The organism is Bifidobacterium simiiventris, from assembly GCF_019331715.1.
Lineage (GTDB): Bacteria > Actinomycetota > Actinomycetes > Actinomycetales > Bifidobacteriaceae > Bifidobacterium > Bifidobacterium simiiventris.
Genome location: NZ_JAHBBG010000001.1, coordinates 518,360 through 542,936, shown reverse-complemented (window position 1 = coordinate 542,936; position 24,577 = coordinate 518,360). Strand labels below are relative to the sequence as shown.

The window sequence follows — 24,577 nt, the reverse complement described above, 5'->3', positions numbered from 1 at the left end:
GCTCATATCACTATCAAGGAGCAATGATGCTGACTTTTGTCGTACGCGACCAAGCCGATGAAGGAACCAGATACCGTCCGTTGGAAACAAGCGGCCTCGCCGCGGTCTGCCGACCAATGATGGACTCGGCAGAGAACGGCATAACCGTGTATACGGTCACCATGACCAATGCGTCGGATACGACGTTCCGAGGGGTGATCCGCATTGATCTGCCGTTTGCCACCACGACCTGCCCGGATGATCTGCGGTTCTTTCTGCCGGGGTTCATGTACGGCCGCAACCGTGGCGAAGCCCCGATCGCTGTACCGGAACGATTCCCGCGCATGCGATCCGGCGAACCGTCGTGTCCGGCATCATCGTGGTGGATGGTGCGCGGCGACCGGCTGTCGAACCCGTGCGCGCTTGCGTTCGACGGCACGCGTGTCGTCGGACTGTGCGCCAGCCCGTATCTGGTCGAATCCGGCGACGGCGATATGCACGGCTGGGAGCCACGGACCGTTCCGTCACAATCCGATGACGAACCGACAACGTTCGCACAATACGCCGGCTACAGCTGCGACGACGGCAGCGTCTCCGGAACGCCGTCCGTCGGCGTGACCCTGGGATACGAGAACGCACCATGGCTGTTCGTCAGCTCGTCCAACGTGCACGACCGTGCCCCGCTGAACGACAACTGCCTGACGTTGCGGCCGGGAGCGGACGTCACCATACGGATCGACGTCTTCGATTACCCGGCCAATAGCGAAATCGGCATCGAACGAGCCGTCGAATACACGTACCGCCGGTTCCACCAGCCGCCGCGTGTCGTCGGCTCCGTCGAACGCGCGGTACGCGACCTGAGCGAGGCGGTCGATCGCGACGCATGGCTGGCCGACCGGCATATGTATGCCGGCTTCGTGTTCGACAGCCATCATGACATCGCCGACTGGATAGGGAAGAGCGGCCTCGAATACCAGGAACTCGGATCGATCAGCTGGACCAACGGCATGGCCGCGGCCGGTCCAATGCTGTCCTCGGCGTTGCGGCTGCATGACGATGTCATGCGCGTCCATGCCATCGATTGCATCGACGACATCGTGCATCACAGCATGAATCTCGCCAGCGGGTTGCCGTACGACGCGGTCAACCGCGGCGTACGGAGCAATCACGGATGGTGGTTCGAACGTCTGCCGTCCGCCGGCCACAGCTCGTATCTCGATGGACAGGCCGTGTACTACATCCTCGACTGCTACCGCAACGAACTGAACCTGCGATCATGTATACACGCCGACTGGCTCGACTTCGCGGGACGGATCGTCGCCGTATTCGAACGCGGCCGTAACGGCGACGACGAATACCCGTACCTGTTCAGTGAGCGGACCGGAGCCGGCCTCGACTACGATTCCTTCGCGGGCGCATGGTGCCTGGCGGCGGGAGCCTACTGGACGCTGATCACCGGCGATCGGCGATACTTCGACGGACTGCAACGAGCCGAGCGCCGGTATTACGACGCGTACGTGCGGCGCATGGAATGTTACGGCGCCCCGCTCGACACCGCGAAGGCCATCGACTCCGAAGGCGTTCTCGCATACATCAAGGCCGTTCGCCGGCTGCACGAGATCACCGGGGACACGCTGTACCTCGACCATCTGCGCGACGCCTTGTGCTACGAGTCCACATTCAAGTTCTGCTGGAACTCGCCAGTAAGCGTGCCTCCGCTCAGCCACGTCGGATGGTCGAGCTGCGGCGGCAGCATCACGTCGACCTGCAACCCGCATATCCACCCCATGTCCAGCAACGTCATCGGAGACATGGATTACTACCTGAGCGTGCGCGACGATGAATACGTACGTTCGCGCATGGATGACACCGTCGCATGGAGCTGTCAGACCTACAACACGGTCGACGGGGAATACGATTACGGCAAGGTCGGCTGGATGTCCGAACGGTTCTGCTACAGCCAGGGATTGCTGGAAGAGCATTATCCGAACGGCGACGTGGCCAGCACATGGTTCGCGCTGATGCCGTGGGCAGTCGGCTCGATCCTAGACGGGCTGACCGGACTGCACGGGGATTACGACGGACAATGATGACGAAAGGCTGGAGACGACAATGAAGCACACGATACTGTTCGACCGCGAGGCACACGACTGGAACGAGGCGATCCCGGTCGGCAACGGGTTCCTCGGCGCGATGATCCACGGCGGCGCGCGGCGCGAGCACCTGCAGATCAACGAGGACTCGGTATGGTCGGGCGGTCCGATGAACCGGTCGAACCCCGACGCGGCCCGCACCGTCGGACGCGTGCGCTCGCTGCTGCTCGACGGCGACGTCGAGGGCGCGCAACGTCTGGCCGAGCGCAGCCTGTACTCCACGGTGCCGGATATGCGCCACTACGAGCCATTGGGCGATGTGTGGATCGATTTTCCGGACTATGCCGGTGACGATGGCGGCGACGGCGGTCCTGACGGCGGTCGAGCCGGCGCTCCCGCGGTTCGCCGCGGGCTTGACGTGGACGAGGCGGTGGCGTTCGTCGACCGCATGTCCGGCGGTTCGGACAGCGCAATGGTCGAGGACTTCGGCTGCGATCCGTCGCTGCATGCCGAATGCTTCGCATCGAACCCCGACGACGTGCTCGTCTATCGCATCGAGTCGGTCGACGGCAAGACGCCGTTCTCCTGTACGGTCACGGCGTCGCGCAACGACGTGCACAACGGGCTCATCTGGCGATGCGAAGGCGTGGGACCGATCGACGACCGCACGATCCGGCTGCACGGCGTCAACGGCGGCGCGGACGGCATCGGCTACGAGATGGCCGTGCGCGTGATCGCAGACGACGGCGAGGCCGCACGCACCGGAGTGACGATCGACGTCACGGACGCACGATCGGTGACGGTACTGATCGCCGGACGCACCACATTCCGCACGAGCGATCCCGCCGGCTGGTGCATGGCCGCGCTCGACGCGGCGAGCGCACGCTCATACGGGCAGCTGCGTGCCCGTCACATAGCCGATTACCGCGCACTGTACGATCGCGGCGCGATCACGTTCGACGACGATATCAAGGATCCGTCGCTGGAATCGCTGCCGACATCGCAGCGGCTGCGTCGTGTCGCCGACGGCGGCACCGACATCGGCCTGTGGGAGACGTATCTGGCGTTCGGTCGCTACCTGCTGATCTCGTCAAGCCGGCCGGGCAGCCTGCCGGCCACGCTGCAGGGCATCTGGAACCGCGACTACGAGCCGGCATGGGGATCGAAGTACACGATCAACATCAACGCGGAGATGAACTACTGGTTCGCCGAACGCGCCGGACTTGGCGAACTGCACACGCCGCTGCTCGAACATGTTCGCCGGATGGACGCGCGCGGTCGCGAGGTCGCCCGCGCCATGTACGGCGCGCGTGGGTTCGTGGCGCACCACAACACCGATATCTGGGGCGACTGCGCGCCGCAGGACGCGTGCATGACGGCGTCGGTCTGGCCTCTGGGCGGCGCGTGGCTGAGCCTGCACATCGCCGAACACTACCGGTACACGCGAGACCGCGCATTCATCGACAGGTATTTCGACGTGCTGCGCGACGCCGTGCTGTTCTTCACGGACACCATGATCCGCGATGCGGACGGATACTGGGCCGTCGGGCCGAGCCTGTCGCCGGAACACGCGTACCGGACCGCGGACGGACGGGACGGCGTGCTGTGCATCGGCTCGACGATGGACAATCAGATCCTGCATGACCTGTTCGGTCAATACCTCGCCGTCGCGCACGATCTCGGCCGCGACGATGACGATCTCGCCGCGGATGCCCGCGAACGTCTGGCGGGACTGCGGCCGACCCAAATAGGCGCGGACGGGCGCATCATGGAATGGCCTCGCGACCGGGCCGATACCGAACCCGGCCACCGGCATTTCTCGCCGTTATTCGCTCTGTTCCCCGGGCATGACATCCGCGTCGACCGCACGCCCGAACTTGCCGAGGCCGCCGCGGCGTTCGTCAAGAGGCGCATGGAACACGGATCGGGCGCGACCGGCTGGAGCAAGGCGTGGGTGATCGCGCTCTACGCACGTCTGCGCGACCGTGGCCAGGTGTGGTCCAACATCGTCAGGCTGCTTGCGGATTCCACGCTCGACAACCTGTTCGACAACCATCCGCCATTCCAGATCGACGGCAACTTCGGCGCCGTGGCCGCCATGTACGAGACGCTGCTACAGGATTACGGCGACGAGGCGTTCGTGCTGCCGGCGCTGCCGGATGCCCTCGCCTCGGGGCATGCGCATGGCGTCGTGCTCGAGGCCGGCGCGAGCGTCGACCTGAGCTGGCGCGACGGCCGCGTGTCCTCGCTGACCCTGACCGGCCTGCGCGACGGCAAGGTCCGCCTGACCGGCCCGTCCGGCGCCTTCGTCGATGTCCTGTTCACCGCCGGTCAGCGCATTACCGTCGATCCGACAGTCTTGCACGGAAAGTGAGCATGCCCCATGCGTACCACCTTGCTGCTGAACAACGACTGGAAATTCCGCTACGGCGACCACCGTGCGGAACTGTGCGATGGCTGGAGTGACATCGGACTACCGCATTCGTTCGGCATACCGTATGAGATGACCAACGACTTCTATGTCGGATACGGCACGTACACGCGGACGCTGACGGTTCCGCCGCACTGGGCCGGCAAACGGTTCCTTCTGGAGTTTTTCGGCGTGTTCCAGCGCGCCGACATCATCGTGAACGGCGTGCCGGCCGGCCGCCACATCGGCGGATATACCTGTTTCTGCGTGGACATCACCGATGCGATCGTCCCCGGCAAGAACCGACTGACCGTGCTCGTCGACAACCTCTGGCAGCCGCAGGTCGCTCCGCGGGCCGGCGAACACCAGTTCAACGGCGGCATCTACCGCGACGTATACCTGCACGTCGTCGAACCGTCGCACCTGCGCTGGCAGGGTGTCACCGTCACCACGGAACGGCTCGGCGAACGCGAGGCCACGATATCGACATCCACCCGCATCGTCGTTCGGGATGAGGAACTGACGCTGCGTTCGGAAACGTTCTTCGGCGACCGTTGCGTGGCCGTGTGCGACTCCCCGGTCGATACGACCGTCGGAAACGGTGTCGCGGACGATGTCGGAATCCGGCAACGGCTGCGCATCGAAAACCCGCAGCTATGGCATTTCGACCATCCGAACCTGTACCGACTGTGCAGCAGCCTGTACCGCGGCGACGAGCTGGTCGATCGCCAATGGACGACGTTCGGCATACGGACGATACGATTCGACAAGGACGGGGGATTCTTCCTCAACGGCCGGCATGAGCGGATCCTCGGGGCCAACGTGCATCAGGACCAGGGCGGTTGGGCGGACGCGGTCACCAGATCGTCCATCAGTCGGGATGTGCGGATGATCAAGGATTGCGGCATGAACTTCATCCGCGGATCGCACTATCCGCACCATCCGTTCTTCGTCGACGAATGCGACCGTCTTGGTGTGATGTACTGGTCGGAACTGTGCTTCTGGGGCACCGGAGGGCCGAACATCGAAGGATGGTGGACGGCCAGCGGATATCCGCCGCACGAGCGGGACCAGGAACCGTTCGAGAGGCATTGCCTGGCGACGCTGGAGGAAATGATCGGCCAGCATCGCAACAATCCCAGCGTGATCGCATGGAGCGTATGCAATGAGCCGTTCTTCTCCGACGATCAGGTCATGGACAAGGCCCGCGGGCTTGCGCGCCGACTCGTGGATCGCGTTCATGAACTGGACCCCACGCGTCCGGCGGCCGTGGGTGGCGCGCAGCGTGGGGATTTCGGCGGCATCGGCGACGTGACCGGCTACAACGGGGACGGGGCGACGCTGTTCCACGATCCAGGATTCGCGAATCTCGTGTCGGAATATGGAAGTCGCATCGAAGACCGTCCGGGACGTTGCGACGGCAACTTCTCCGACGGGGCCGAGACGGATTATCCGTGGCGCAGCGGCAAGGCCCTGTGGTGCGGCTTCGACCACGGCAGCATCCTCGGCGACATGGGCCGTATGGGCATGATCGACTACCATCGCCTGCCCAAAAACACGTGGTACTGGTATCGATCGTGGCTGCGCGGCATTCCTGTGCCGCCTGCCAAACCGAAACGTCCCGCCGAACGTATCAGACTGACCGCGGATCGGACGACGATCGCAGGCAACGGGCAGGAAGATGCGTTCATCCACGTTGTCCTATGCAATGCGGACGGTGAACCGGTATCCGACGAACGCTCGGTGACATTGCACATCGACGGCACCGGCATCTTCCCAACCGGCCGCAGCACGATTTTGTGTGCGGAACGCCGCACTATGCTGGACGGTGAGGGAGCGGTGACGTTTCGCGGATACTACGGAGGAGTCAACGTGATCACGGCCACGGCGGACGGACTGCCTTCAGTATCCGTCACCGTCACGGTCGACGCGCCCGTCTGCACGCGGGCTCCGATCGCAATGGTTCCGCCGCCGCGACTCATGAGCGCGGACGAACTGCGGCACACCGCAACGGGTCGATCGCCGAACGATGCCGATCTTGCGAGGAACCATCCGGTGTTCTCCAGCTCATATATCCCTGGCCATGAGCCATCGCACGTTACTGATGCGACGGAAGACTGGTGGCAGCCGCAACCCGAATCCGAACCGTGGATCAGGGTCGATCTGGAAGGCGACACCGTCATATCGGTCATCCGCATACACGCGACCGGTTCTCCGATCACCGAGATCGGCTTATCGCTTGACGGCGAACGGTACGAATCGGTGACGGTGCACCCGGGCGATCGACCGGGCGAATACCAATGCCGCGGCTCATGGCGTGCCCGATACATCCGCGTCACCGTACGGCCGGACAACCGCATCGCCCGATTGATCGTGATCTGACTGACCGGCATCCGATCGCAGCTGTCCACAGGGCGGGCCGGCTGATGTGATCGACGAGCCGGCGGTACCCGTTCCCGCTGGCCGAAGGATACGGCGATCCGGTGATCTTCCCGTGGAACGACCGGTATTATTTCCTCGGCACCAACGACAATCTCGACGACATCGGCCTGTACATCCGAGAGGCCGACACGCCGCAAGCGCTATTCGCGTCGGGCGTCGAGCAGCATCTCATCCTGCCGTACGACGAGTCGCGTGGATTGGTTCAGACGTTCTGGGCGCCGGAATTCCACGTCATCGGCGGCGAGGCGTACATCCTGTTCTCGGTCGGCGGGAACGAATGGGCTCCGCAATGCCAGGTGATGCATCTCAAAGCCGGCATGCCACTCACCGACCCGGCCAGCTGGGAGGATCCGATACCGGTTCGCCGGCGTGACGGCGAACTGCTCGCGTCGGACGCGATCAGTCTCGACATAACCTACATCGAATCGGCAGGCACCGGATACATGGTCTGGTCGTACCGCGAACACATCGGCGATATGCGCGGCACCGATTGTGCCGCAGACGTGGTAGCCTATCGGCTCAGTTACGTTCCGTTCGAGCATGAGGTGAGTTGTGGGTTCCGAAGCGTCATCCGTCACGTCGTCCCGGCGGTTCCGGCATGCGACCATGCGTGATTTTCCGCAGATGCAGAAGATCTACGCCCATGCGCGCGAACTCATGGCCCGCAACGGCAACCCGACCCAGTGGGGCTCCACATTCCCGCGTGAGGAGGTCATACGCGACGACATCGCGCACGGACGCACCATGCTGCTCGTCGACACGGCGAACGGCCACGAACGCATCCTCGCACAGTTCGCCTTGTGCCCTGGCGAAGACCCGACCTACGCGCACATTGACGGCGCATGGCTCGACGACGACACCTACGTGACCATCCACCGCATCGCCTCGTCCGGACTCGTCAAGCACGCCGCCCGCGACTGCATCCGCTGGGCGCTCAAGCACTACGGCAACGTGCGCGCCGACACTCATCCCAACAACAAGGCCATGCAACACGTCCTCGAGACCAGCGGCTTCGCCCGTTGCGGCCTCATCCAGCTCCTCGACCGCCCCACCGATACGACCCGCATAGCCTACCAACGCCACGAATGGTAGCGAAAACGGCACGATGATGGTGCGTTATCTGCGTTGCTCCTCGGTCGACGCACTGCAGTGCGCCTTCCCTCGGTGCGTCTTGATACCGCACGCATCATCGTGCCGTTTTCGTCCCTAGGCGGTATATGCTCCGTTATTCACCATTCAGTTCTTATGCAGCTTTTCGTTGAGTTCTATTCCGGTCTTGCGGTAGCGGGCCTCGATGCGGCCGGACACCGAGTTGCGGATGAACAGGATGTTGTCTTTGCCGGACAGGTCCGCGCCCTTGACGACGTCGAGCGGCTCGCCCGCGGCGACCTTGGCCTTGTCGTAGACGGTGACCTTGGTGCCGGCGGTGATGTACAGGCCCGCCTCGACGACGCAGTTGTCGCCCAGCGAGATGCCGATGCCCGCGTTCGCGCCGAGCAGGGAGTGCTCGCCGATCGAATTGCGCAGCTTGCCGCCGCCGGACAGGGTGCCCATGATGGACGCGCCGCCGCCGATGTCGGAGCCGTTGCCGACGACCACGCCCTGCGAGACACGGCCTTCGACCATGGAGACGCCGAGCGTGCCCGCATTGAAGTTCACGAATCCTGCGTGCATGACGGTGGTGCCTTCGGCCAGATGTGCGCCGAGACGCACGCGGTCCGCGTCGCCGATGCGCACGCCGGTCGGGGTGACGTAGTCGATCATGCGCGGGATCTTGTCGAGCGCGAGGACGGTGACCATCGCGGCCGGAGCGGCGGTCGGCAGCCCGACCTGGGCGGCGAACGCGTCGGCTGCGGTGATCGCCGCGGATTCGACGTCGATCTTGCGCAGCGCGAAGTCCTCGACCGCGAACGGGCCGTAGTTCGTCCACACCACGTTGGTGAGTCGTGCGAAGATGCCGTCGAGGTTCAGCGTGTTCGGCTTGGCGAGACGCTGCGACAGCAGGTGCAAGCGCAGGTAGGCGTCGGCGGCGTCGGCGATCGGCGCGTCGAGGTCGCCGACGGTGAACACCGGGATGCGGCGCACGCCGCGCGCGTCGGCCGTGTCGTGGACCAGTGTGCCGAACCCGTGGTTCGGACGGTCGGCTTCGGCGGGCGCCGCGCCCAGCTCGAGCTTCGGATACCAGACGTCCAGCGTCGCGCCGGCCGCGTCCACCGAGGCCAGGCCCCAACCCCATGCGGTGCGTTCGTTTGCCATTGAGTGCTCCTTATCAGATCATGTGATAATGCCTCCAGCTTAATTCGTGCGCGTCATAAATCCGGGCGAGTCGTTACAATGGCGGACTGTGAACGATTACAAGACTGAACGGGAGCAGCGCGAACGCCGCCGTCGCAACATCATGCGCGCGGTGTGCATCGTCGTCGCTGCCGCCATGCTGCTCAGCCTTGTCATCCCGGCTATCTACGCCGGTCTTTGACGCACCTTTGCCCGCGCATGCCCAACGAGGGATATGCGTTTTTCATGCATATATTGTGCGCACCTAGGAAAACGACCGGATACATCAGCAACGACACATATGGTGGTATACGATGGCAGAATTTGATTATTCCCAAGCAATCGGCGACGCTCGCGCCAAGTACGAGTCCATCGCCAAGGCACTCGACGTCGACCGGCTCAAGGCCGACATCAAGGATCTCGAAACGCAGGCGGCCGAGCCTGGCCTGTGGGACGACCCGGAGAACGCGCAGAAGATCACGAGCCGGCTGTCGGCCGCGCAGGCCCAGTTGCGCCGTCTGAACTCCGCAAGCCAGCGCATCGACGACGTGGAGACGCTCGTCGAGCTCGGCCAGGAGATGGAGGACGCCGATTCGCTCGCCGAGGCGAAGACCGAAGTCGAGTCGATCCAGAAGGATCTCGACGACATGGAGATCCAGACGCTGCTCGACGGCGAATACGACGAGCGTTCCGCGGTCGTGACGATCCGCTCCGGCGCGGGCGGCGTGGACGCGGCCGACTTCGCGCAGATGCTGCTGCGCATGTACCTGCGCTGGGCCGAGCGCCACGGCTACAAGGCCAAGGTGATGGATACCTCGTACGCGGAAGAGGCCGGCATCAAGTCCGCTACCTTCCAGGTGGACGCGCCGTACGCGTTCGGCCGCCTGTCGGTCGAGGGCGGCACGCACCGTCTCGTGCGCATCTCCCCGTTCGACAACCAGGGCCGCCGCCAGACCAGCTTCGCCGCGGTCGAGGTCGTCCCGCTCGTCGAGGCGACCGACCACATCGACATCCCGGACACCGACATCCGCATCGACACGTACTGCTCCTCCGGCCCCGGCGGCCAGGGCGTGAACACCACGTATTCCGCGGTGCGCATCACCCACCTTCCGACCGGCATCGTCGTGACCATGCAGGACGAGCGCTCGCAGATCCAGAACCGCGCCGCCGCCATGGCCGTGCTCCAGTCCCGACTGCTCGTGCTGCGCCATGAGGAAGAGGCCAAGAAGAAGAAGGAGATCGCCGGCGACATCAAGGCCAGCTGGGGTGATCAGATGCGCTCCTACGTGCTACACCCGTACCAGATGGTCAAGGATCTGCGCACTGGCTACGAGACGAGCCAGACGCAGGCCGTGTTCGACGGCGACATCGACGCGTTCATCGAGGCCGGCATCCGCTGGCGTCACGAGCAGCGTCGCGCCGCGGCGGCCGAGGCCGAGTAACTCGTTCTTGGTTCCCTTGCCGGCCGGCAAGGGAACCAAGATGGTATTGCGAGCCATCACACATATATAACAAAGGAAGATCATGGCACTCATCTCGTTGGATCATGTGAGCAAGATCTATCCGCGCGGCACGAGGCCCGCGCTGGACGACGTCAATCTGCACATCGACCGGGGTGATTTCGTCTTCCTCGTCGGCGCGTCCGGCTCCGGCAAGACCACGCTGCTCAGTCTCCTGCTGCGCGAAGAGGAGGCCACGGGCGGCGAGATCCACGTCGCCGGCAACGACCTGCGCCGCCTCACCAACCGTCAGGTGCCGCAGTATCGCCGCTCGATCGGCTTCATCTTCCAGGATTACAAGCTGCTCAACAACAAGACCGTCTGGCAGAACGTCGCGTTCGCGCTCGAGGTGATCGGCACGCGCCGTTCGACCATCAAGTCGCTCGTGCCGAAGGTGCTCGAGACCGTGGGGCTCACGGGCAAGGAGAACAGCTATCCGCACGAGCTGTCAGGCGGCGAGCAGCAGCGCGTCACCATCGCTCGCGCCTACGTCAACCATCCGCAGATCCTGCTCGCCGACGAGCCGACCGGCAATCTCGATCCGACCACGTCGCTCGGCATCATGGAGGTGCTCGACGCGATCAACCGTACCGGTACCACGATCGTCATGGCCACGCACAACGAGGAGATCGTCAATTCGATGCGCAAGCGCGTCGTCGAACTGCATGCCGGCCAGATCGTACGCGACGAACGGCAGGGCTCCTACGATTCCGCGCTGTTCTTCCCCGACGCCGATGTCGAATCCAAGTCCAAGCAAGCGCTCGGCATGACCGACGCGCAGCAGTCGCAGGCTGTCGTGGCCGGTTCCGCGCAGCCGGCGTCCGTTCCTGCGGTGACGATCGACGAGACGACTGGCACACGTTCCCAGCAGGCCGAACGCGTCGTCGAACATGTTTCCGAGGTGATCAACAGCGACGAGACCGACGAGGGCATCGCCCGGCTCGCCAACTCCGTGCATTCAGGGCGCACCGGCCGCTACGGCGAGGTGTTCGCGCCGGTCGAGACGACGCTGACGTGGGGCAAGGGACTCAGGCTCGAAGAGTATGCGGCCCAGCAGGAGGCCGCGAAGGCCGACGCGGGCGAGGGGGACGCCGAGTCCGGTGTCGGTTCCGAACGGGCAGATGGATCCGCCCGTCCCCAGACCGGCGATTCGGATCGGTCTGGGGACGATGCCGGCGCTGCCGACGCGCTCCGTCAGGCATCCGAGCCGTCGGCTGTTGCGGAGACCATTCCGGCAGCCGGCGCCGCCACGGAGCCGCCGGCACCTGCGCCGGCTTTCGCGCAGCCTGTGGAACAGCCTGTGAAACAATCCGTGAAACACGACGACCGTGAACCGTCGACCGATCTGCCCGACGTGCCGCTTCCGCCGATGCCGCCCGCGCCGCCGGCCCCGCCGCACGCCCGCGCCGCATCCGATCCGGCGACCCAAACGAATCACGCGAATCAGACCGGCCGCGCAAACGACGGCGACAGCAAGGAGGAAACCCGATGAGAGTGCGGTTCATCCTGTCCGAAACCTGGACGAGCCTCAGGCGCAACGTGCCGATGCTGTTGTCGGTCATGCTCGTCACGTTCATCTCGTTCCTGTTCATCGGCGCGTCCGTGCTCACGCAGGCGCAGATCACCAAGGCGAAGTCCGGCTGGTATGACCAGGTCGAGGTCGTCGTGTGGCTATGCCCGGACGGCACCAGCCAGTCCGCCAATTGCGCGTCCGGCAAGTCGCCGAGCGCGTCCGAAATCACCGCGCTCCAGCAGAAGATCCGCGACGAACTGCCCGACGTGGTCTCCAAGATCACCTACATGTCCAAGGACGAGTTCTATAAGAACACGTTCCTCAAGCAGTATCCGAACGGTGAGTATCAGGGCCGTACGCTCACCGCCGACGACATGCAGGATTCGTTGTGGCTCAAGCTCAAGAATCCGGAGAAGTACCAGGTCGTCGCCGAAGTGCTTTCCAGCCAGGACGGCGTGGAGGAGGTCTCCGACCAGCGGCAGATCTTCGAGCCGGTGTTCGCCGTGCTCAACCGGGCCACCGTGGTGACGGCGGTGCTCGCCGCGGTGATGGTGCTCGTCGCGATCCTGCTGACCGCGACCACGATCCGCATGTCGGCGGCATCGCGCAGCAAGGAGACGGAGATCATGCGGCTGGTCGGCGCGTCCAACTGGACGATCCGGCTGCCGTTCATCCTCGAAGGCACGGTCGCGTCGCTGGTCGGCTCCGTACTGTCGTGCGTGATGCTGTCGGTGATCGTGCGCACGTTCATCACCGGCTGGCTCGCGCAGTCGGTCACGTGGATCCCGTATGTCGACCAGATGACCGTGCTCATGATCTCGCCGTTCCTTGTGGCCGGCGCGATCCTGCTGTCGATGGTTGCGTCGATGATCTCGCTGCGCCGCTATCTCAAGGCATGAGACGTTTCGCGCGCCCGTGAGATAGGTCACGAGCCGGGCGCGAACGGCCCAGCGCATACACAGATTCGTATGTTATGGTGAGCACTGTTTGTGACGAAAGGATACGTTGATGGTGCGTAGACGAGCGGGTAGACCGGCGATCGCGATGATGTCGGCGACGGCATTGTGCCTGACGATGGGGATCGCGGCGCTCAGCGGATCGGTGGTGCCGATCGCATCCGCCGACACGTACAGCGACCTGCTCGACGCACAGGCCGAACAGCAGGCCAGCGCCGACCGCGAAGCCGAACTGCGCTCGCGTCTGGCCGGCGTCAACAGCGAACTGGCCGACAAGATCGTAGAACTCGACAAGCTGACCAACACGACGATCCCGGCCGCGCAGGACGCCGTGACCAAGGCCAACGACGCCGCGGCCCAGGCGCAGCAGGAGGCCGACGCGCTGGCCGCACGCCTCGCCGCCGCGCAAAAGGACAAGCAGACGCTCGAGGCCGAGATCGCGAAGACCGGTGAGGACTACGACGACGCGCACGCGGCCGTGGCCCAGATGGCGCGCGACTCCATGCACGGCTCGAACGCGTCCGACGTGATGAGCGTGGTCACCGGATCGACCAGCACCAAGGAATTCGTCAACTCGATGCAGACGCGAGACGCGCTCTCGCGCACCGAGTCGAACGCGGCGTCCGACGCGGCCGTCACCTTGAACACGTCGATGAACCGCAGCGAACGACTGGCCGCCATCGAAACTACCATCGCCCAGCTCAAGGTCAAGGCCGACGACGCGGTGGCCACGGCCCAGGCCGCAGCCGCCGACGCGAAGGCCAAGCGCGACTCACTTGAGGCGCTGCGCGTGAGCGGCGAGGCCAAGAGGTCCGAACTCGAAAGCCTGCAGGACCAGCTTGAGGACAGCGCGGCCAAGGAGGCCGCCAGCCAAGTGCTGACCCAGTCCCGCATCGACGCGCTCAACGAGCAGTACGCGGCGGAGCAGGCCGCGGCCGCGCAGCAGCCGAGCAGCGGCGAACAGGGCACCACCGATCCGAACGTCACCCCGTCCGTGGATGTCACGCCGTCGACGGGTGGTTCGACCGGCGGCACGACCAATGCCGGTACCTCCACCAATACGGGCGGCACGACCAACAACAGCTCGTCGTCATCCGGTTCCTCGTCATCCGCCGGCACCTCGTCCAGCGGCCAAGGCACCAGCAACGGCGACAGCGGCAACGCCTACGCGGCCGGCCAGTGCACGTGGTACGCCTACAACCGCCGCAAGGAAATGGGCATCGGCACGCCGTCCTATCTGGGCAACGGCGGCGAATGGTGGGCTACCGCGCCCTCGTATGGCCTGCGCGTGGACCGTACACCGCAGGTCGGAGCGGCGCTGTCGTTCCTTCCCGGACAGGACGGTTCCGACGGCACGTACGGCCATGTCGCCGTGGTCGAGGCCGTGTATTCCGACGGCACGTTCCTCATCTCCGAAATGAACTGGGGCGGCCTGTACATGATGCACAGCCGCGTGCTGACCAACTCCGGCCAGTACTGGTTTGTGCACTGAACTGCTGGCGGCATCTTGCCGTTTGTCGTTCGCGTCGCGTGGGGCTTTCCGAGAGGAAGCCCCTTCGCGTATGCTGTGATATTCTGATCTGTTGCGTTGCATGACGAAAGGAGGGGACGATGGCCAAGGAAACCGGCACGAAGCTGATCGTGCAGAACAAGAAGGCCCGGCACGATTACCTGATCGAGGACCATTACGAGGCAGGGCTCGTGCTCACCGGCACGGAGGTCAAGTCGTTGCGCGAAGGACGCGCGTCGCTGGCGGAGGCGTTCGTCTCCATCGACCGCCGCGGCGAGATGTGGCTCGAAGGCGCGAACATCCCGGAATATTTGAACGGCACGTGGAACAACCATGCCCCAAAGCGCAAGCGCAAGCTGCTGCTGCACGAACGCGAGATCGTCAAGCTCTCCCGCCAGTCCGAGGCGAAGGGCTACACGATCATCCCGATCAGCCTGTACTTCAAGGACGGGCGCGTCAAGGCCGAAATCGCGCTGGCGCGAGGCAAGAAGGAATACGACAAGCGCCAGGCCCTGCGCGAGGAGCAGGACAAGCGCGAGGCGCTGCGCGTCATGCGCTACAAGAACATGCGCGCCCGGTAAGGCGGGTGGATGATCGGATTGTCCATACAGTGGACAATCCGTGTTCGGTTTACGATACCGTAGCATCGGAAACGTACTCTCTCGAATTAGCCGGAAACATACCCGCCGGTCGACATGTCTGAGAGAGGAAATCCAATGTCTTACAGCAAGGGAATACGTTCGATCCGTTCCATCGCGGCCGCCACGTTGAGTGCGGCCATGATCTTTGCCGCCGCGGCCTGCGGCACCACCGATACCGGCGGCAACAGCGCGTCCGGCAACGACTCCAAGGACTCCGGTTCGTCGACCACGCAGGGCTTTGACACGAGCTCCATCAAGAAGGACGACGCGATCGCCTCGCTGCTGCCCGACTCGGTGGCCGGCGACGGCACGCTCACCGTCGGCACCGACACCTCGTACGCGCCGGCCGAATTCCTCGCCGAGGACGGCAAGACCGCCGTCGGCTTCGATGTTGACCTGTCCAAGGCGCTGGCCGCCGTGTTCGGTCTCAAAGAGACGACCGTCTCGTCCACGTTCGACTCGATCATCCCGTCGGTCGGCAGCAAATACGACATCGGCATCTCCTCGTTCACGGTCACGCCGGAACGCATGGAGGCCGTCGACTTCGTCACCTACTTCAAGGCCGGCTCCACGTGGGTCGTGCGCAAGGGCAATCCCGACAAGGTCGACACCGCGAACCTGTGCGGCGTGAAGGTCGCCGTGCAGACCGGCACCACGCAGGAGGAAGAGGTCAACAAGGCCAACGAGCAGTGCAAGGCCGACGGCAAGGACGCGATCGACATCCAGTCGTCCAAGCTGCAGACCGACGTGACCACCGCCGTGGCGTCCGGCAAGGCGTCGATCTTCTACGCCGACTCGCCGGTCGCCGGATACGCGATCTCGCAGACCGGCGACACGCTGGAGACGCTCGGCGACGACACCGGCGTGACGCCGGAGGCCGTGGCGATCAAGAAGGGCGATTCGGCGACCGCCGAAGCCGTGCAGAAAGCCATCCAGAAGCTGATGGACGACGGCACGTACGGCAAGATCCTCGACGCGTGGGGCGTCAAGTCCGGCGCGATAGACAAGGCCGAGATCAACCCGACCGTGTGATCGAGAACGTGTCGTTTCGACTGGAGTGACTGTTACCCCCTGTCATTTCGAGCGAGGCGAAGCCGAGTCGAGAAATCTTTAAGGAGGCTGGCTTCCGGAAGATTTCTCCGCTCGCTTCGCTCGGTCGACATGACAATGGTGAGTGTGCCTCGTCTGATCGAAATAACCGCGGCATCATTCGTAACAGGAAAAACCTGTCCTCTCTGTATACTCGGTAAACACATCGAGAACCGAGAGAACACAGAGAGGAACCATGATGTTCAAGAACCTCAAAACCGCCGCCGCGCTCGCGCTGAGCGCCGCCATGCTGTTCGCCACGGCGGCCTGCGGCACCACCGACACCGCCACCGATGCGGACGGCAACGCGACCAACACCACCGAGGGCTACGACCTGAGCGGCGTCAAGACCAACGACGACGTCGCCGCGCTGCTGCCGTCCGCGGTCAAGAGCGCGGGCAAGCTGACCGTCGGCATGGAACTGTCGTATGCGCCGGCCGAATTCCTCGCCGAGGACGGCAAGACCCCGGTCGGCTACGACGTCGACATCGCCACCGCGATCGGCAAGCTTGCCGGCGTCAAGACCGACATCGTCTCGTCCACGTTCGATTCGATCGTCCCGTCCGTCGGATCCAAGTACGATCTCGGCATCACCGCGATGACGATCACCACGGAACGTCTCGAGGCCGTCGACTTCGTGAGCTACTACCGTGCCGGCTCGAGCTGGGTCGTCAAGAAGGGCAACCCGAACAAGGTCGACTCCGCGCAGCTGTGCGGCCTGAAGATCGCCGTGCAGACCGGCACCGTGCAGGAAGAGGAGGCCAACAAGGCCGCCGAGCAGTGCAAGGCCGACGGCAAGGATGCGGTCGAGGTGCTCTCCACCAAGCTGCAGACCGATGCGGCCACCAGCGTGGTGACCGGCAAGGCCGACGTGTTCTACGCGGATTCGCCGGTCGGCGGCTACGCGATCAGCCAGACCGGCGGCGAGCTGGAGATGCTCGGCGAGGTCGAGGGCACCGCGAAGCAGGGCGTCGCGATCAAGAAGGGCGACGAGGAGATGGACAAGTTCGTGCAGGCCGCCATGCAGCAGCTCATGGACGACGGTACGTACGGCAAGATCCTCAAGCACTGGGGCGTCGAATCCGGTGCGCTCGACAAGGCCGAGATCAACCCCACCGATCTGGCGTAAACCTCTATTACTCGGCTCCCTCTGATGAGGGAGCTGTCAGCCGCAGGCTGACTGAGGGAGAGAAGAGGGTTTTGCTTTTGATTGCCCCTTAATCAGCGAAGTGGGACTAAGAGGCAATGGCTTTGACCCTCCCCCAGTCAGCTACGTTGACAGCATCCTGCAATTGCGGACCAGCCTCCGGCTGGCTATTTACTAGCTCGCCTCACGGCTCGCACGTTGCTGGCAAACGCTCCCGCGTTTGCTTCACAGCAACGTCCCTCAGCCGAGGGAGCCGAGATATTACATAAGGACTGATATACATATGGCGAAGAAACAAGCTGACGGCGACGGACTGAACATCCCGAACCGCATCGACGCGCTGCCCGTGCGCCGTCCCGGCCCGATCGTGGCCGCCGTGATCGTCGCGCTGCTCGCGGCGATGCTCATCCAGGGCATGATCACCAATCCGCGGCTCGACTGGCCGACCGTCTGGAAGTACCTGTTCAACGAGAACGTGCTCGAAGGCATTCGGTACACGCTCGAACTGACCGTCATCTCGATGGTCGTCGCGATCATCCTGTCGATCATCCTCGCCATCATGCGCAAGTCCATCAACCCGGTGCTGCGCGGCGTCAGCTGGTTCTTCATCTGGTTCTTCCGCGGCACCCCTGTGTACACGCAGCTCGTGTTCTGGGGCCTGTTCGCCGTGCTCGTGCCCAAGCTCAGCCTCGGTATCCCGTTCACCGACATCGCGTTCTGGAGCGTGAACTCGCAGGATGTGATCACCGCGTTCAACGCCGCATGGATCGGCCTGGCCCTGAACGAGGCCGCATACCTGTCCGAAATCGTGCGCGCCGGCCTTGAGGCGGTCGACCCGGGCCAGACCGAGGCCGCGCAGGCCCTCGGCATGAAGCGTTCGCTCATCATGCGCCGCATCATCCTGCCGCAGGCCATGCGCATCATCATCCCGCCTACCGGCAACGAGACGATCGGCATGCTCAAGACCACGTCGCTCGTCACCGCCGTCCCGTTCACGCTCGAACTGCAGTTCGCCACCGGCGCGATCGCGAACCGCATCTACAAGCCGATTCCGCTGCTGCTCGTGGCCTGCTTCTGGTACCTGCTCATCACATCGATCCTCATGGTCATCCAGTCGCGCATCGAAAAGCACTTCGGCAAGGGCTTCGACGCGCGCGCGATGGGCACGCGCGGCAAGCAGCCGCCGCTGCCGGGCAAGACCGAAGGCGAGCCGAAGGACGACGTGAACAAGATCAACGAGGCCGGATTCACCGGCATGACCGCGTGAGCCGAGGGGAGTGGCATTGAAGATGACTGACAACATTACGACTTCCGCGGCTTCTGTGGCCTCCACCGCCGGTGTCGTTCCGGCCGTCAAGGCCACCGGCGTGCACAAGGCGTTCGGCTCGCTGCACGTGTTGAAGGGCGTCGACATGACCGTCATGCCCGGCACCGTCACCGTAATCCTCGGCCCCTCCGGCTCGGGCAAGTCCACGTTCCTGCGCCTGATCAACCAGCTTGAGACGCTGACTGGCGGCGAGATCGAAGTCGACGGCGAACTGATCCGCTACAAGCGAACCGGTCGCACCGATGCCGACGGCCGCGAGATCTGGCAGACCTTGGACGACAAGGCCGTCGCCGCGCAGCGTTCCAAGCTTGGCATGGTGTTCCAGCGGTTCAACCTGTTCCCGCACATGACCGCCATCGAAAACGTGATGGAAGCGCCCGTGCACGTCAAGCACATGAACAAGGCCGAGGCGCGCGAACTCGCCGTCGCTGAGCTGCAGCGCGTCGGCTTGGGGGAGCGGCTCGACTACTACCCGTCCGAACTGTCCGGCGGCCAGCAGCAGCGTGTCGCCATCGCGCGTGCGCTCGCCATGAAGCCCGAGATCATGCTGTTCGACGAGCCGACCTCGGCGCTCGACCCGGAACTGGTCGGCGAAGTGCTCAACGTGATGCTCTCGCTCGCCAAGGAGGGCATGACGATGATCGTCGTCACGCATGAGATCGGCTTCGCCCGCGAGGTCGCCGATCAGGTCGTCTTCATGGACGGCGGCGTGGTCGTCGAACAAGGCGGCCCCGACATCATCGACCACCCCACCGAACCCCGCTTCAAGGACTTCTTACAGCACGTGCTGTAAGAAGGCTGTCAAATTTACCTCGGTGCCCATCGCCCGTGGATAGTTCATTGAACTGTCCACGGGCGATTTCGTTGATGGTCCGAGGATTGAGAACATTCCCTCCCCTCTCAGGGGAGGGTGCCCGGCGCAGGCCGGGCGGGTTGGGGTACTGCGGCGCGCCAGCGCCGCCAACAACACAGCATCGTGCGGCAGCACGATACCAATCAAAAACCACTTACTCCAGACTGTCGTGCGCCAGTCGGCTGAACATGCCGTGACCCGCGATGAGCTGGTCGTACGTACCGGTTTCGGCGATGCGGCCGCGATCAAGCACGACGATCCGGTCCATATGGGCCAGCACGTGCGGTCGGTGGCTGATGACGATCACGGTGGTGTCTTTCGGCCGGTTCTCGGTCAGGTCGTGGTAGATCGCGGCTTCGGCAGTCGCGTCCACCGCGGCGGTCGGCTCGTCCAGTATCCACAGCGGCTGGTCGGACAGGAACGTGCGTGCCAACGCGAGGCGTTGCCATTGGCCACCGGACAGGCCGATGCCGCCCCATTGCGCGCCGAGCTGGGTGTCCAGTCCGTTCGGCTGGCCGGCGATATAGGTGTCGGCGCGGGCGCGGGCAAGTCCGTCCCAGAGTTGCCGGTCCGTTTTCCGCCCGGTCGGGTCGATGAACTCGCGTACGGTGACCTCTAGTCGGGTGAAGTCCTGAAACGTCATGCTGGTCGCGCCGAGTCGCCCCAACGCGGTCGTGACAGTGGCATCGCGCAGCTGCGCGCCCACATTCCCCAACACATTCCGCATACCTACAGCACTCACGCGCCTCATGGTACGCCGCGGGGGGGGGGCTGTTGTTTTCGATGTTTTACAATGGGAGCCGACGGCAACGGCAAGGAGATGACCATGATTCCGATTGAGGACGTGTATCGACAGATCGTAGAGTTCGCCGTCGCCGCGGGAGCTGCGAAGGTCGTGCTGTTCGGCTCGCGGGCCAAGGGTGCCGCGCGCCCGAAAAGCGACATCGACATCGCGATCGCCGGATGTCCCGATTTCGATCGTTTGTACCGGCGGTTGCAGGATGACCTGTGGTCGCTGCTCAAAATCGACGTGATCAATCTGGATGAGCCGATCACCGACGAACTGCGCGACGAAATCGCGACGACCGGAAAGGTCCTCTATGAAAAAGTATGAGAACTACGCCTCTGCCCTGCGTTCGTTGCGTCAGGCTCCCGACCAGGACCTCAGCAATGAGTTCGTGCAGAGCGGCGTGATCGACAAGTTTGAGTTGCAGTTCGAACTCGGCTGGAAGCTGTTCAATGCGCTGCTCGCATACGAAGGTGATCCGGTGTCGACCTTCGGCTCGCCCCGCGACGTGTTGAAAACCGCGTTCCAGTATTACGACTTCGTGGATGAGACGACATGGTTGCGCATGCTACGAGACCGCAACGATTCGGCGCATATCTACGACGCGGACAAGGCGTTGCGCTTGGTGGATGCGATCATCGCCGACTATATTCCCGAATTCGAGCGTGTGGATCAAGGGCTGGTCGAGCGATACGGTGCAATGCTGACCGAATAGGTGCTCTTAGCCTGGCTGTCTCTTGGCACGGCCATCTCTCTCACGGCCATCTCTCAGCGTGGCAGATTGGTTAGTCCGTTGCCGTATTGCCCCGCTGAGACCTCTGTCGGCGTGGTGCTTTTGCAACGGTCTGTTCATTTCGCCACGCTTGGCTGTCCCAGCGTTGCAAAACGGCTAGTTCTTCGCCTGATTGCTTCGCTGGGATGCCTGTCGGCGTGGTGTTTTTGCTATAGTCTATCCGTTTTGCCACGCCGAACCGAAATGCTAATCAGTTATGTCGTCGGCGGGCGTGAAATCGATGGTGAGGGTGCGGCCCATGCCGTGAGCCAGCGCTTCGAGCGTTTTGAACGACGGGTTGATGCGCGCGTTTTCGATGCGCGCGATGGTGATGCGCGACACCCGCGACCGTTCCGCCAGCTGGTCCTGCGTCAGTCCCGATTCCTTGCGCGCCCGTACCAGCGCCTGTCCGATCTGAGGGTAGATACCGTCCGATTCTTCTTTCGTCGTGCTCATAATCATGCTTGCTTTCTCTGGCGTTACTCCTGTCAGAAGTTATTGCAGCGGTTTTCCAATCAGACAGATACGTTTGACGGTTATTCGTCTATGTTTTTGCGTGGATATGAGCCATGATGTAATGGAATGAGAGCATATAAAGTCCATTCATTATCTTCGCTGTTAAACCGTAATTCGCCTCCAAGGGATGTGATTATCATATGATGCATGCGTAGCCCTTCTCCGGAAGCTGGCAGATTAGACACCATCTTTTCCTTGACGGTGTTGGTCTGTGTGATGGTAACAGCGTCATCGTTTTCCGTGACTATCATGTAATAGTTTGATTCGGCTGAACCGTGGCGAAGAATATTGGCGAATATTTCGGTAATTAAATGCACTATTTCAGTGCCCGTTGCATCTTCAATGCATGGAGATGCGTCTACGCTGATATCGATATGACCGGTGAATCCGTGTCTTTTAAGATTCTCTTGCCCTTCTCCTATGGATCGACGAATGTCGGTCCATGCATGTTTTGACGCTGGATGATCGGCATGGGTCGTTTCGCTGAGCGTGCTTATCATGGTGCGAATGTTGCGTAACGCATGCTCGCTGAGATGCATGATATCGGTCAAACGAGGATCCTGCGTCGTACCGTCGTCGATATTCTGTTGCGCCAGCAATATGATTCCCGTCAAATCTCCCGTTATTGAGTCATGCAGGTCGCGGGCCAAGAGAAGCTGCTGTTCGGCTTGCCGAATATGGTGGTATTCGATGTCCTGTTGCCGCTGTCGTATTGCAAGCCGCTCATTTTCCTCATGGACGTGAAGAATGAACCCGAAAACGTATGACATGGCAGCGAATATGAATGTGAGTCCCATATTCATCAAGGAGAACGTTGTCCATTGCCTGAACAATAGATAATTGTGCCATAGCAGGGTGCAGGCCGCGAGCACGACGGGGAATATGATATGCCGTGGTCTGCCGATATATGCGAATAATCCAAGGACGAAACACACCCCTATCTCGAGAATGGACCGCCCATATGATGATGGGCTTGCGAGAAGAATCGCAAATAGTGTTATTTCGGCATAGCCGCTGATTACCGGAATACACGGCAGTGTCATTAACGTCAGCGACTGGATGATGGCAACCGACCACTGCCAGATGTTTTCAGGCTTCATGATTGAGAATTGCAGCAGTGAGTATCCCGTGACTATCGTGCATAGTATGGCAAGAGTTTGGTTGTGCTGATACCGCTGTAATGCCGATGTCATGATATTCGGTATTCGTGTCATGCATGTACTTTCCGTGACCATAGGGCGATTGCTTCTCGTTTGCTGCCGACGCCTAATTTATGTACGGCATGGGCGATATGAGTTTTGACGGTCGACGCCGTGATTCCCAAAGAATGTGCGATTTGTTCGGAGGAATATCCTTGTGAGCTGAGCGAAAGGATGTCTTTTTCACGCGCGGATAATAACAATACGAATGGTTTGCCGGTTGACGTCAAACGAAGATGCGCGGTATGCGGGTCATCGAATTGAGCACCGAATGTCGGATCCGCTTCGAGCAGTGCCGTCATGACGTTTTCCAGCCGTCCGATTTTTTCTTTTGGCATCACTCCCTGCATTCCAACGCGCCGTGCCTCGTCGTAATATGCTGATGGCTCGTACGATGTGATGCCGAGCAGTATTATCCTGCCATTTTCATAACGCAGCGCTTCACATAGATCGATTCCGGATAAACCTTTCATCGACATATCCACCAATATGAGTTCGGGCAGTGGCCTCATGCCGGCGACGGAACGTCGAACATGTTCGAGCGCGGACTGTCCGTTGCGTTCGGTCCACAGAATGCCGAATGATCCGGTTCGTCCGAGAAGCGATGCGAGAGCGTGAATCGAAAGCACGTCATTATCGACTATTGCAATCGAATGCGTTGTCTGCGGTGATGTGGTCATCATTGATGTCATCCTTTGGACTATGAAAGATTGCGAACGGAATTCGCATATCCATACGATATAGACAACGTTTGCAAGACGTTGCCAGCATACCACTTCAAAGAGGAAAGGAACAACAAGTATGGACGTATGGGACAAGATAATACGGCATGCAAATCATATTGGTCCGGCACGTTGCATATCTGAACGGCGGGAATGCATATGCGTAAATCAGGCATGATGCCATTGGCTGCGGCCGGATTAATCTTGCTCGTTACGTTGTCCGGCTGCGCGCCGTCAGGTGGAATGGCTGCGATTGACGGTGGTTCCGAGCCCGATTCTCGTTTTATGAATTGGGACAAGGCCAATCAGGAGTATCGGAAGACCGTGTCGTCCTTTCCGTTCGAACTGAAGAACGGGGATCGCTTTCCGCAGGATATGACCAAAACCGGCAGTACCGACGAGAACGGCGATCCGGTGCTGTATGAGCGGGGCAGCGGGGCAAGCCAGGCGTACTTTTTCTGGATGTGCTCGGTGGAGAAGGATGTTCTGGACCATGTGCAATCCGACCCGCAACAGGCTCAGACATCCATCGCCGAATTGCGGCGGGTGCTCGATACGGACTGGTACCAAGCCCATGTCGAGGACCCGGATCGTCGCTTCGTCAATGCGCTCGACGCGGCCGAACTGGGTGATATGTCGGGGCTGAAGCAAAATTTCGATGCGGGTGCATGCCTGAGTATCCTCGCTCGGCAGGATTCCTGATGATGGCGGTGATGATCCGGTGAACGTCATGAATCGAGGAATGGGTGCGATAGCGGGTGCAGGAGCACTCGCGATCGCATTATGCGGATGCTCGTCCGTACCGGTCGGCTCATCCGCACAGATCGATACGTCCGCTCCGGAGATCC

Annotated in this window: 23 protein-coding genes; 18 read left to right on the top strand and 5 right to left on the bottom strand. The window is 62.3% G+C overall.

The window, feature by feature from the left end; all coding sequences use genetic code 11:
* Positions 1–23 precede the first annotated feature (23 nt).
* The 5 genes from KIH76_RS02235 to KIH76_RS02215 all read left to right on the top strand — a co-directional run bounded on the left by KIH76_RS02235 (position 24) and on the right by KIH76_RS02215 (position 8,016).
* Positions 24–2,069 (top strand): hypothetical protein, encoded by a 2,046-nt coding sequence (locus KIH76_RS02235; RefSeq protein ID WP_219069072.1) that lies wholly within the window; start codon positions 24–26, stop codon positions 2,067–2,069.
* Positions 2,070–2,091: 22 nt separating this feature from the next.
* Positions 2,092–4,446, top strand: a complete 2,355-nt coding sequence (locus tag KIH76_RS02230) for a glycoside hydrolase family 95 protein (protein ID WP_219069070.1) — start codon at positions 2,092–2,094, stop codon at positions 4,444–4,446.
* A gap of 9 nt (positions 4,447–4,455) precedes the next feature.
* Complete coding sequence (locus tag KIH76_RS02225) at positions 4,456–6,864, top strand: glycoside hydrolase family 2 protein (protein ID WP_219069068.1); 2,409 nt, start codon at positions 4,456–4,458, stop codon at positions 6,862–6,864.
* 101 nt (positions 6,865–6,965) lie between these two features.
* Positions 6,966–7,538: a glycoside hydrolase family protein gene (locus tag KIH76_RS02220; protein WP_219069066.1), complete on the top strand. Its 573-nt coding sequence runs from the start codon at positions 6,966–6,968 to the stop codon at positions 7,536–7,538.
* Positions 7,531–8,016 carry a GNAT family N-acetyltransferase gene (locus KIH76_RS02215; protein ID WP_219069064.1) on the top strand — a complete coding sequence of 162 codons (486 nt, stop codon included), beginning with the start codon at positions 7,531–7,533 and terminating at the stop codon, positions 8,014–8,016. Before KIH76_RS02220 ends, KIH76_RS02215 begins: the two co-directional genes overlap by 8 nt.
* A 144-nt stretch (positions 8,017–8,160) precedes the next feature.
* Here KIH76_RS02215 and dapD read toward each other — a convergent pair whose 3' ends face one another.
* Positions 8,161–9,180 (bottom strand): 2,3,4,5-tetrahydropyridine-2,6-dicarboxylate N-succinyltransferase, encoded by a 1,020-nt coding sequence (gene dapD, locus KIH76_RS02210; RefSeq protein WP_219069062.1) that lies wholly within the window; start codon positions 9,178–9,180, stop codon positions 8,161–8,163.
* An 88-nt stretch (positions 9,181–9,268) separates the two neighbouring features.
* Here dapD and KIH76_RS11670 point away from each other — a divergent pair, with 88 nt between their 5' ends.
* From KIH76_RS11670 to KIH76_RS02165, 10 genes are all read left to right on the top strand, one after another.
* A complete protein-coding gene (locus KIH76_RS11670; RefSeq protein ID WP_338023534.1) occupies positions 9,269–9,400 on the top strand; it encodes a hypothetical protein in 132 nt (43 codons plus the stop codon).
* Positions 9,401–9,512: 112 nt separating this feature from the next.
* On the top strand, positions 9,513–10,640 hold the full coding sequence (gene prfB / locus KIH76_RS02205) for a peptide chain release factor 2 (RefSeq protein ID WP_214374200.1): 1,128 nt from the start codon (positions 9,513–9,515) through the stop codon (positions 10,638–10,640).
* A gap of 82 nt (positions 10,641–10,722) precedes the next feature.
* Positions 10,723–12,189, top strand: coding sequence for a cell division ATP-binding protein FtsE (gene ftsE, locus KIH76_RS02200; protein ID WP_214374201.1), 1,467 nt, complete (start codon positions 10,723–10,725; stop codon positions 12,187–12,189).
* Positions 12,186–13,109, top strand: coding sequence for a permease-like cell division protein FtsX (ftsX, locus tag KIH76_RS02195; RefSeq protein ID WP_214374202.1), 924 nt, complete (start codon positions 12,186–12,188; stop codon positions 13,107–13,109). The genes ftsE and ftsX overlap by 4 nt, the downstream gene beginning before the upstream one ends.
* 109 nt (positions 13,110–13,218) lie before the next feature.
* Complete coding sequence (locus tag KIH76_RS02190) at positions 13,219–14,658, top strand: CHAP domain-containing protein (RefSeq protein WP_214374203.1); 1,440 nt, start codon at positions 13,219–13,221, stop codon at positions 14,656–14,658.
* A gap of 119 nt (positions 14,659–14,777) precedes the next feature.
* Positions 14,778–15,257 carry an SsrA-binding protein SmpB gene (gene smpB / locus KIH76_RS02185; RefSeq protein ID WP_214374204.1) on the top strand — a complete coding sequence of 160 codons (480 nt, stop codon included), beginning with the start codon at positions 14,778–14,780 and terminating at the stop codon, positions 15,255–15,257.
* Between the two features lie 135 nt (positions 15,258–15,392).
* Positions 15,393–16,349 carry an ABC transporter substrate-binding protein gene (locus tag KIH76_RS02180; RefSeq protein WP_214374205.1) on the top strand — a complete coding sequence of 319 codons (957 nt, stop codon included), beginning with the start codon at positions 15,393–15,395 and terminating at the stop codon, positions 16,347–16,349.
* Between the two features lie 253 nt (positions 16,350–16,602).
* On the top strand, positions 16,603–17,535 hold the full coding sequence (locus KIH76_RS02175; RefSeq protein WP_420829241.1) for an ABC transporter substrate-binding protein: 933 nt from the start codon (positions 16,603–16,605) through the stop codon (positions 17,533–17,535).
* 301 nt (positions 17,536–17,836) lie between these two features.
* Positions 17,837–18,820: an amino acid ABC transporter permease gene (locus KIH76_RS02170; protein WP_214374206.1), complete on the top strand. Its 984-nt coding sequence runs from the start codon at positions 17,837–17,839 to the stop codon at positions 18,818–18,820.
* Between the two features lie 22 nt (positions 18,821–18,842).
* Positions 18,843–19,673: an amino acid ABC transporter ATP-binding protein gene (locus tag KIH76_RS02165; RefSeq protein WP_219069060.1), complete on the top strand. Its 831-nt coding sequence runs from the start codon at positions 18,843–18,845 to the stop codon at positions 19,671–19,673.
* A 214-nt stretch (positions 19,674–19,887) separates the two neighbouring features.
* Here the strand turns inward: KIH76_RS02165 and KIH76_RS02160 are convergent, their stop codons facing one another.
* Positions 19,888–20,451, bottom strand: a complete 564-nt coding sequence (locus KIH76_RS02160; RefSeq protein ID WP_338023533.1) for an ATP-binding cassette domain-containing protein — start codon at positions 20,449–20,451, stop codon at positions 19,888–19,890.
* Positions 20,452–20,559: 108 nt separating this feature from the next.
* Here KIH76_RS02160 and KIH76_RS02155 point away from each other — a divergent pair, with 108 nt between their 5' ends.
* Positions 20,560–20,847, top strand: coding sequence for a nucleotidyltransferase family protein (locus KIH76_RS02155; RefSeq protein ID WP_219069192.1), 288 nt, complete (start codon positions 20,560–20,562; stop codon positions 20,845–20,847).
* Positions 20,834–21,235: an HI0074 family nucleotidyltransferase substrate-binding subunit gene (locus KIH76_RS02150; RefSeq protein WP_219069056.1), complete on the top strand. Its 402-nt coding sequence runs from the start codon at positions 20,834–20,836 to the stop codon at positions 21,233–21,235. Before KIH76_RS02155 ends, KIH76_RS02150 begins: the two co-directional genes overlap by 14 nt.
* A 264-nt stretch (positions 21,236–21,499) precedes the next feature.
* On the opposite strand, the gene KIH76_RS02145 is transcribed toward KIH76_RS02150, so the two are convergent.
* The 3 genes from KIH76_RS02145 to KIH76_RS02135 all read right to left on the bottom strand — a co-directional run bounded on the left by KIH76_RS02145 (position 21,500) and on the right by KIH76_RS02135 (position 23,690).
* Entirely contained in the window at positions 21,500–21,748 is a 249-nt protein-coding gene (locus KIH76_RS02145) for a helix-turn-helix transcriptional regulator (RefSeq protein ID WP_219069054.1), read from the bottom strand.
* An 80-nt stretch (positions 21,749–21,828) separates the two neighbouring features.
* The gene (locus KIH76_RS02140; protein ID WP_219069053.1) at positions 21,829–23,022 is read right to left on the bottom strand and encodes a sensor histidine kinase; all 1,194 of its coding nucleotides are present in this window, start codon (positions 23,020–23,022) and stop codon (positions 21,829–21,831) included.
* A complete protein-coding gene (locus KIH76_RS02135) occupies positions 23,019–23,690 on the bottom strand; it encodes a LuxR C-terminal-related transcriptional regulator (protein ID WP_219069051.1) in 672 nt (223 codons plus the stop codon). The genes KIH76_RS02140 and KIH76_RS02135 overlap by 4 nt, the downstream gene beginning before the upstream one ends.
* 198 nt (positions 23,691–23,888) lie before the next feature.
* Here KIH76_RS02135 and KIH76_RS02130 point away from each other — a divergent pair, with 198 nt between their 5' ends.
* A complete protein-coding gene (locus KIH76_RS02130) occupies positions 23,889–24,431 on the top strand; it encodes a hypothetical protein (protein ID WP_219069049.1) in 543 nt (180 codons plus the stop codon).
* The last annotated feature ends 146 nt before the right edge of the window (positions 24,432–24,577 follow it).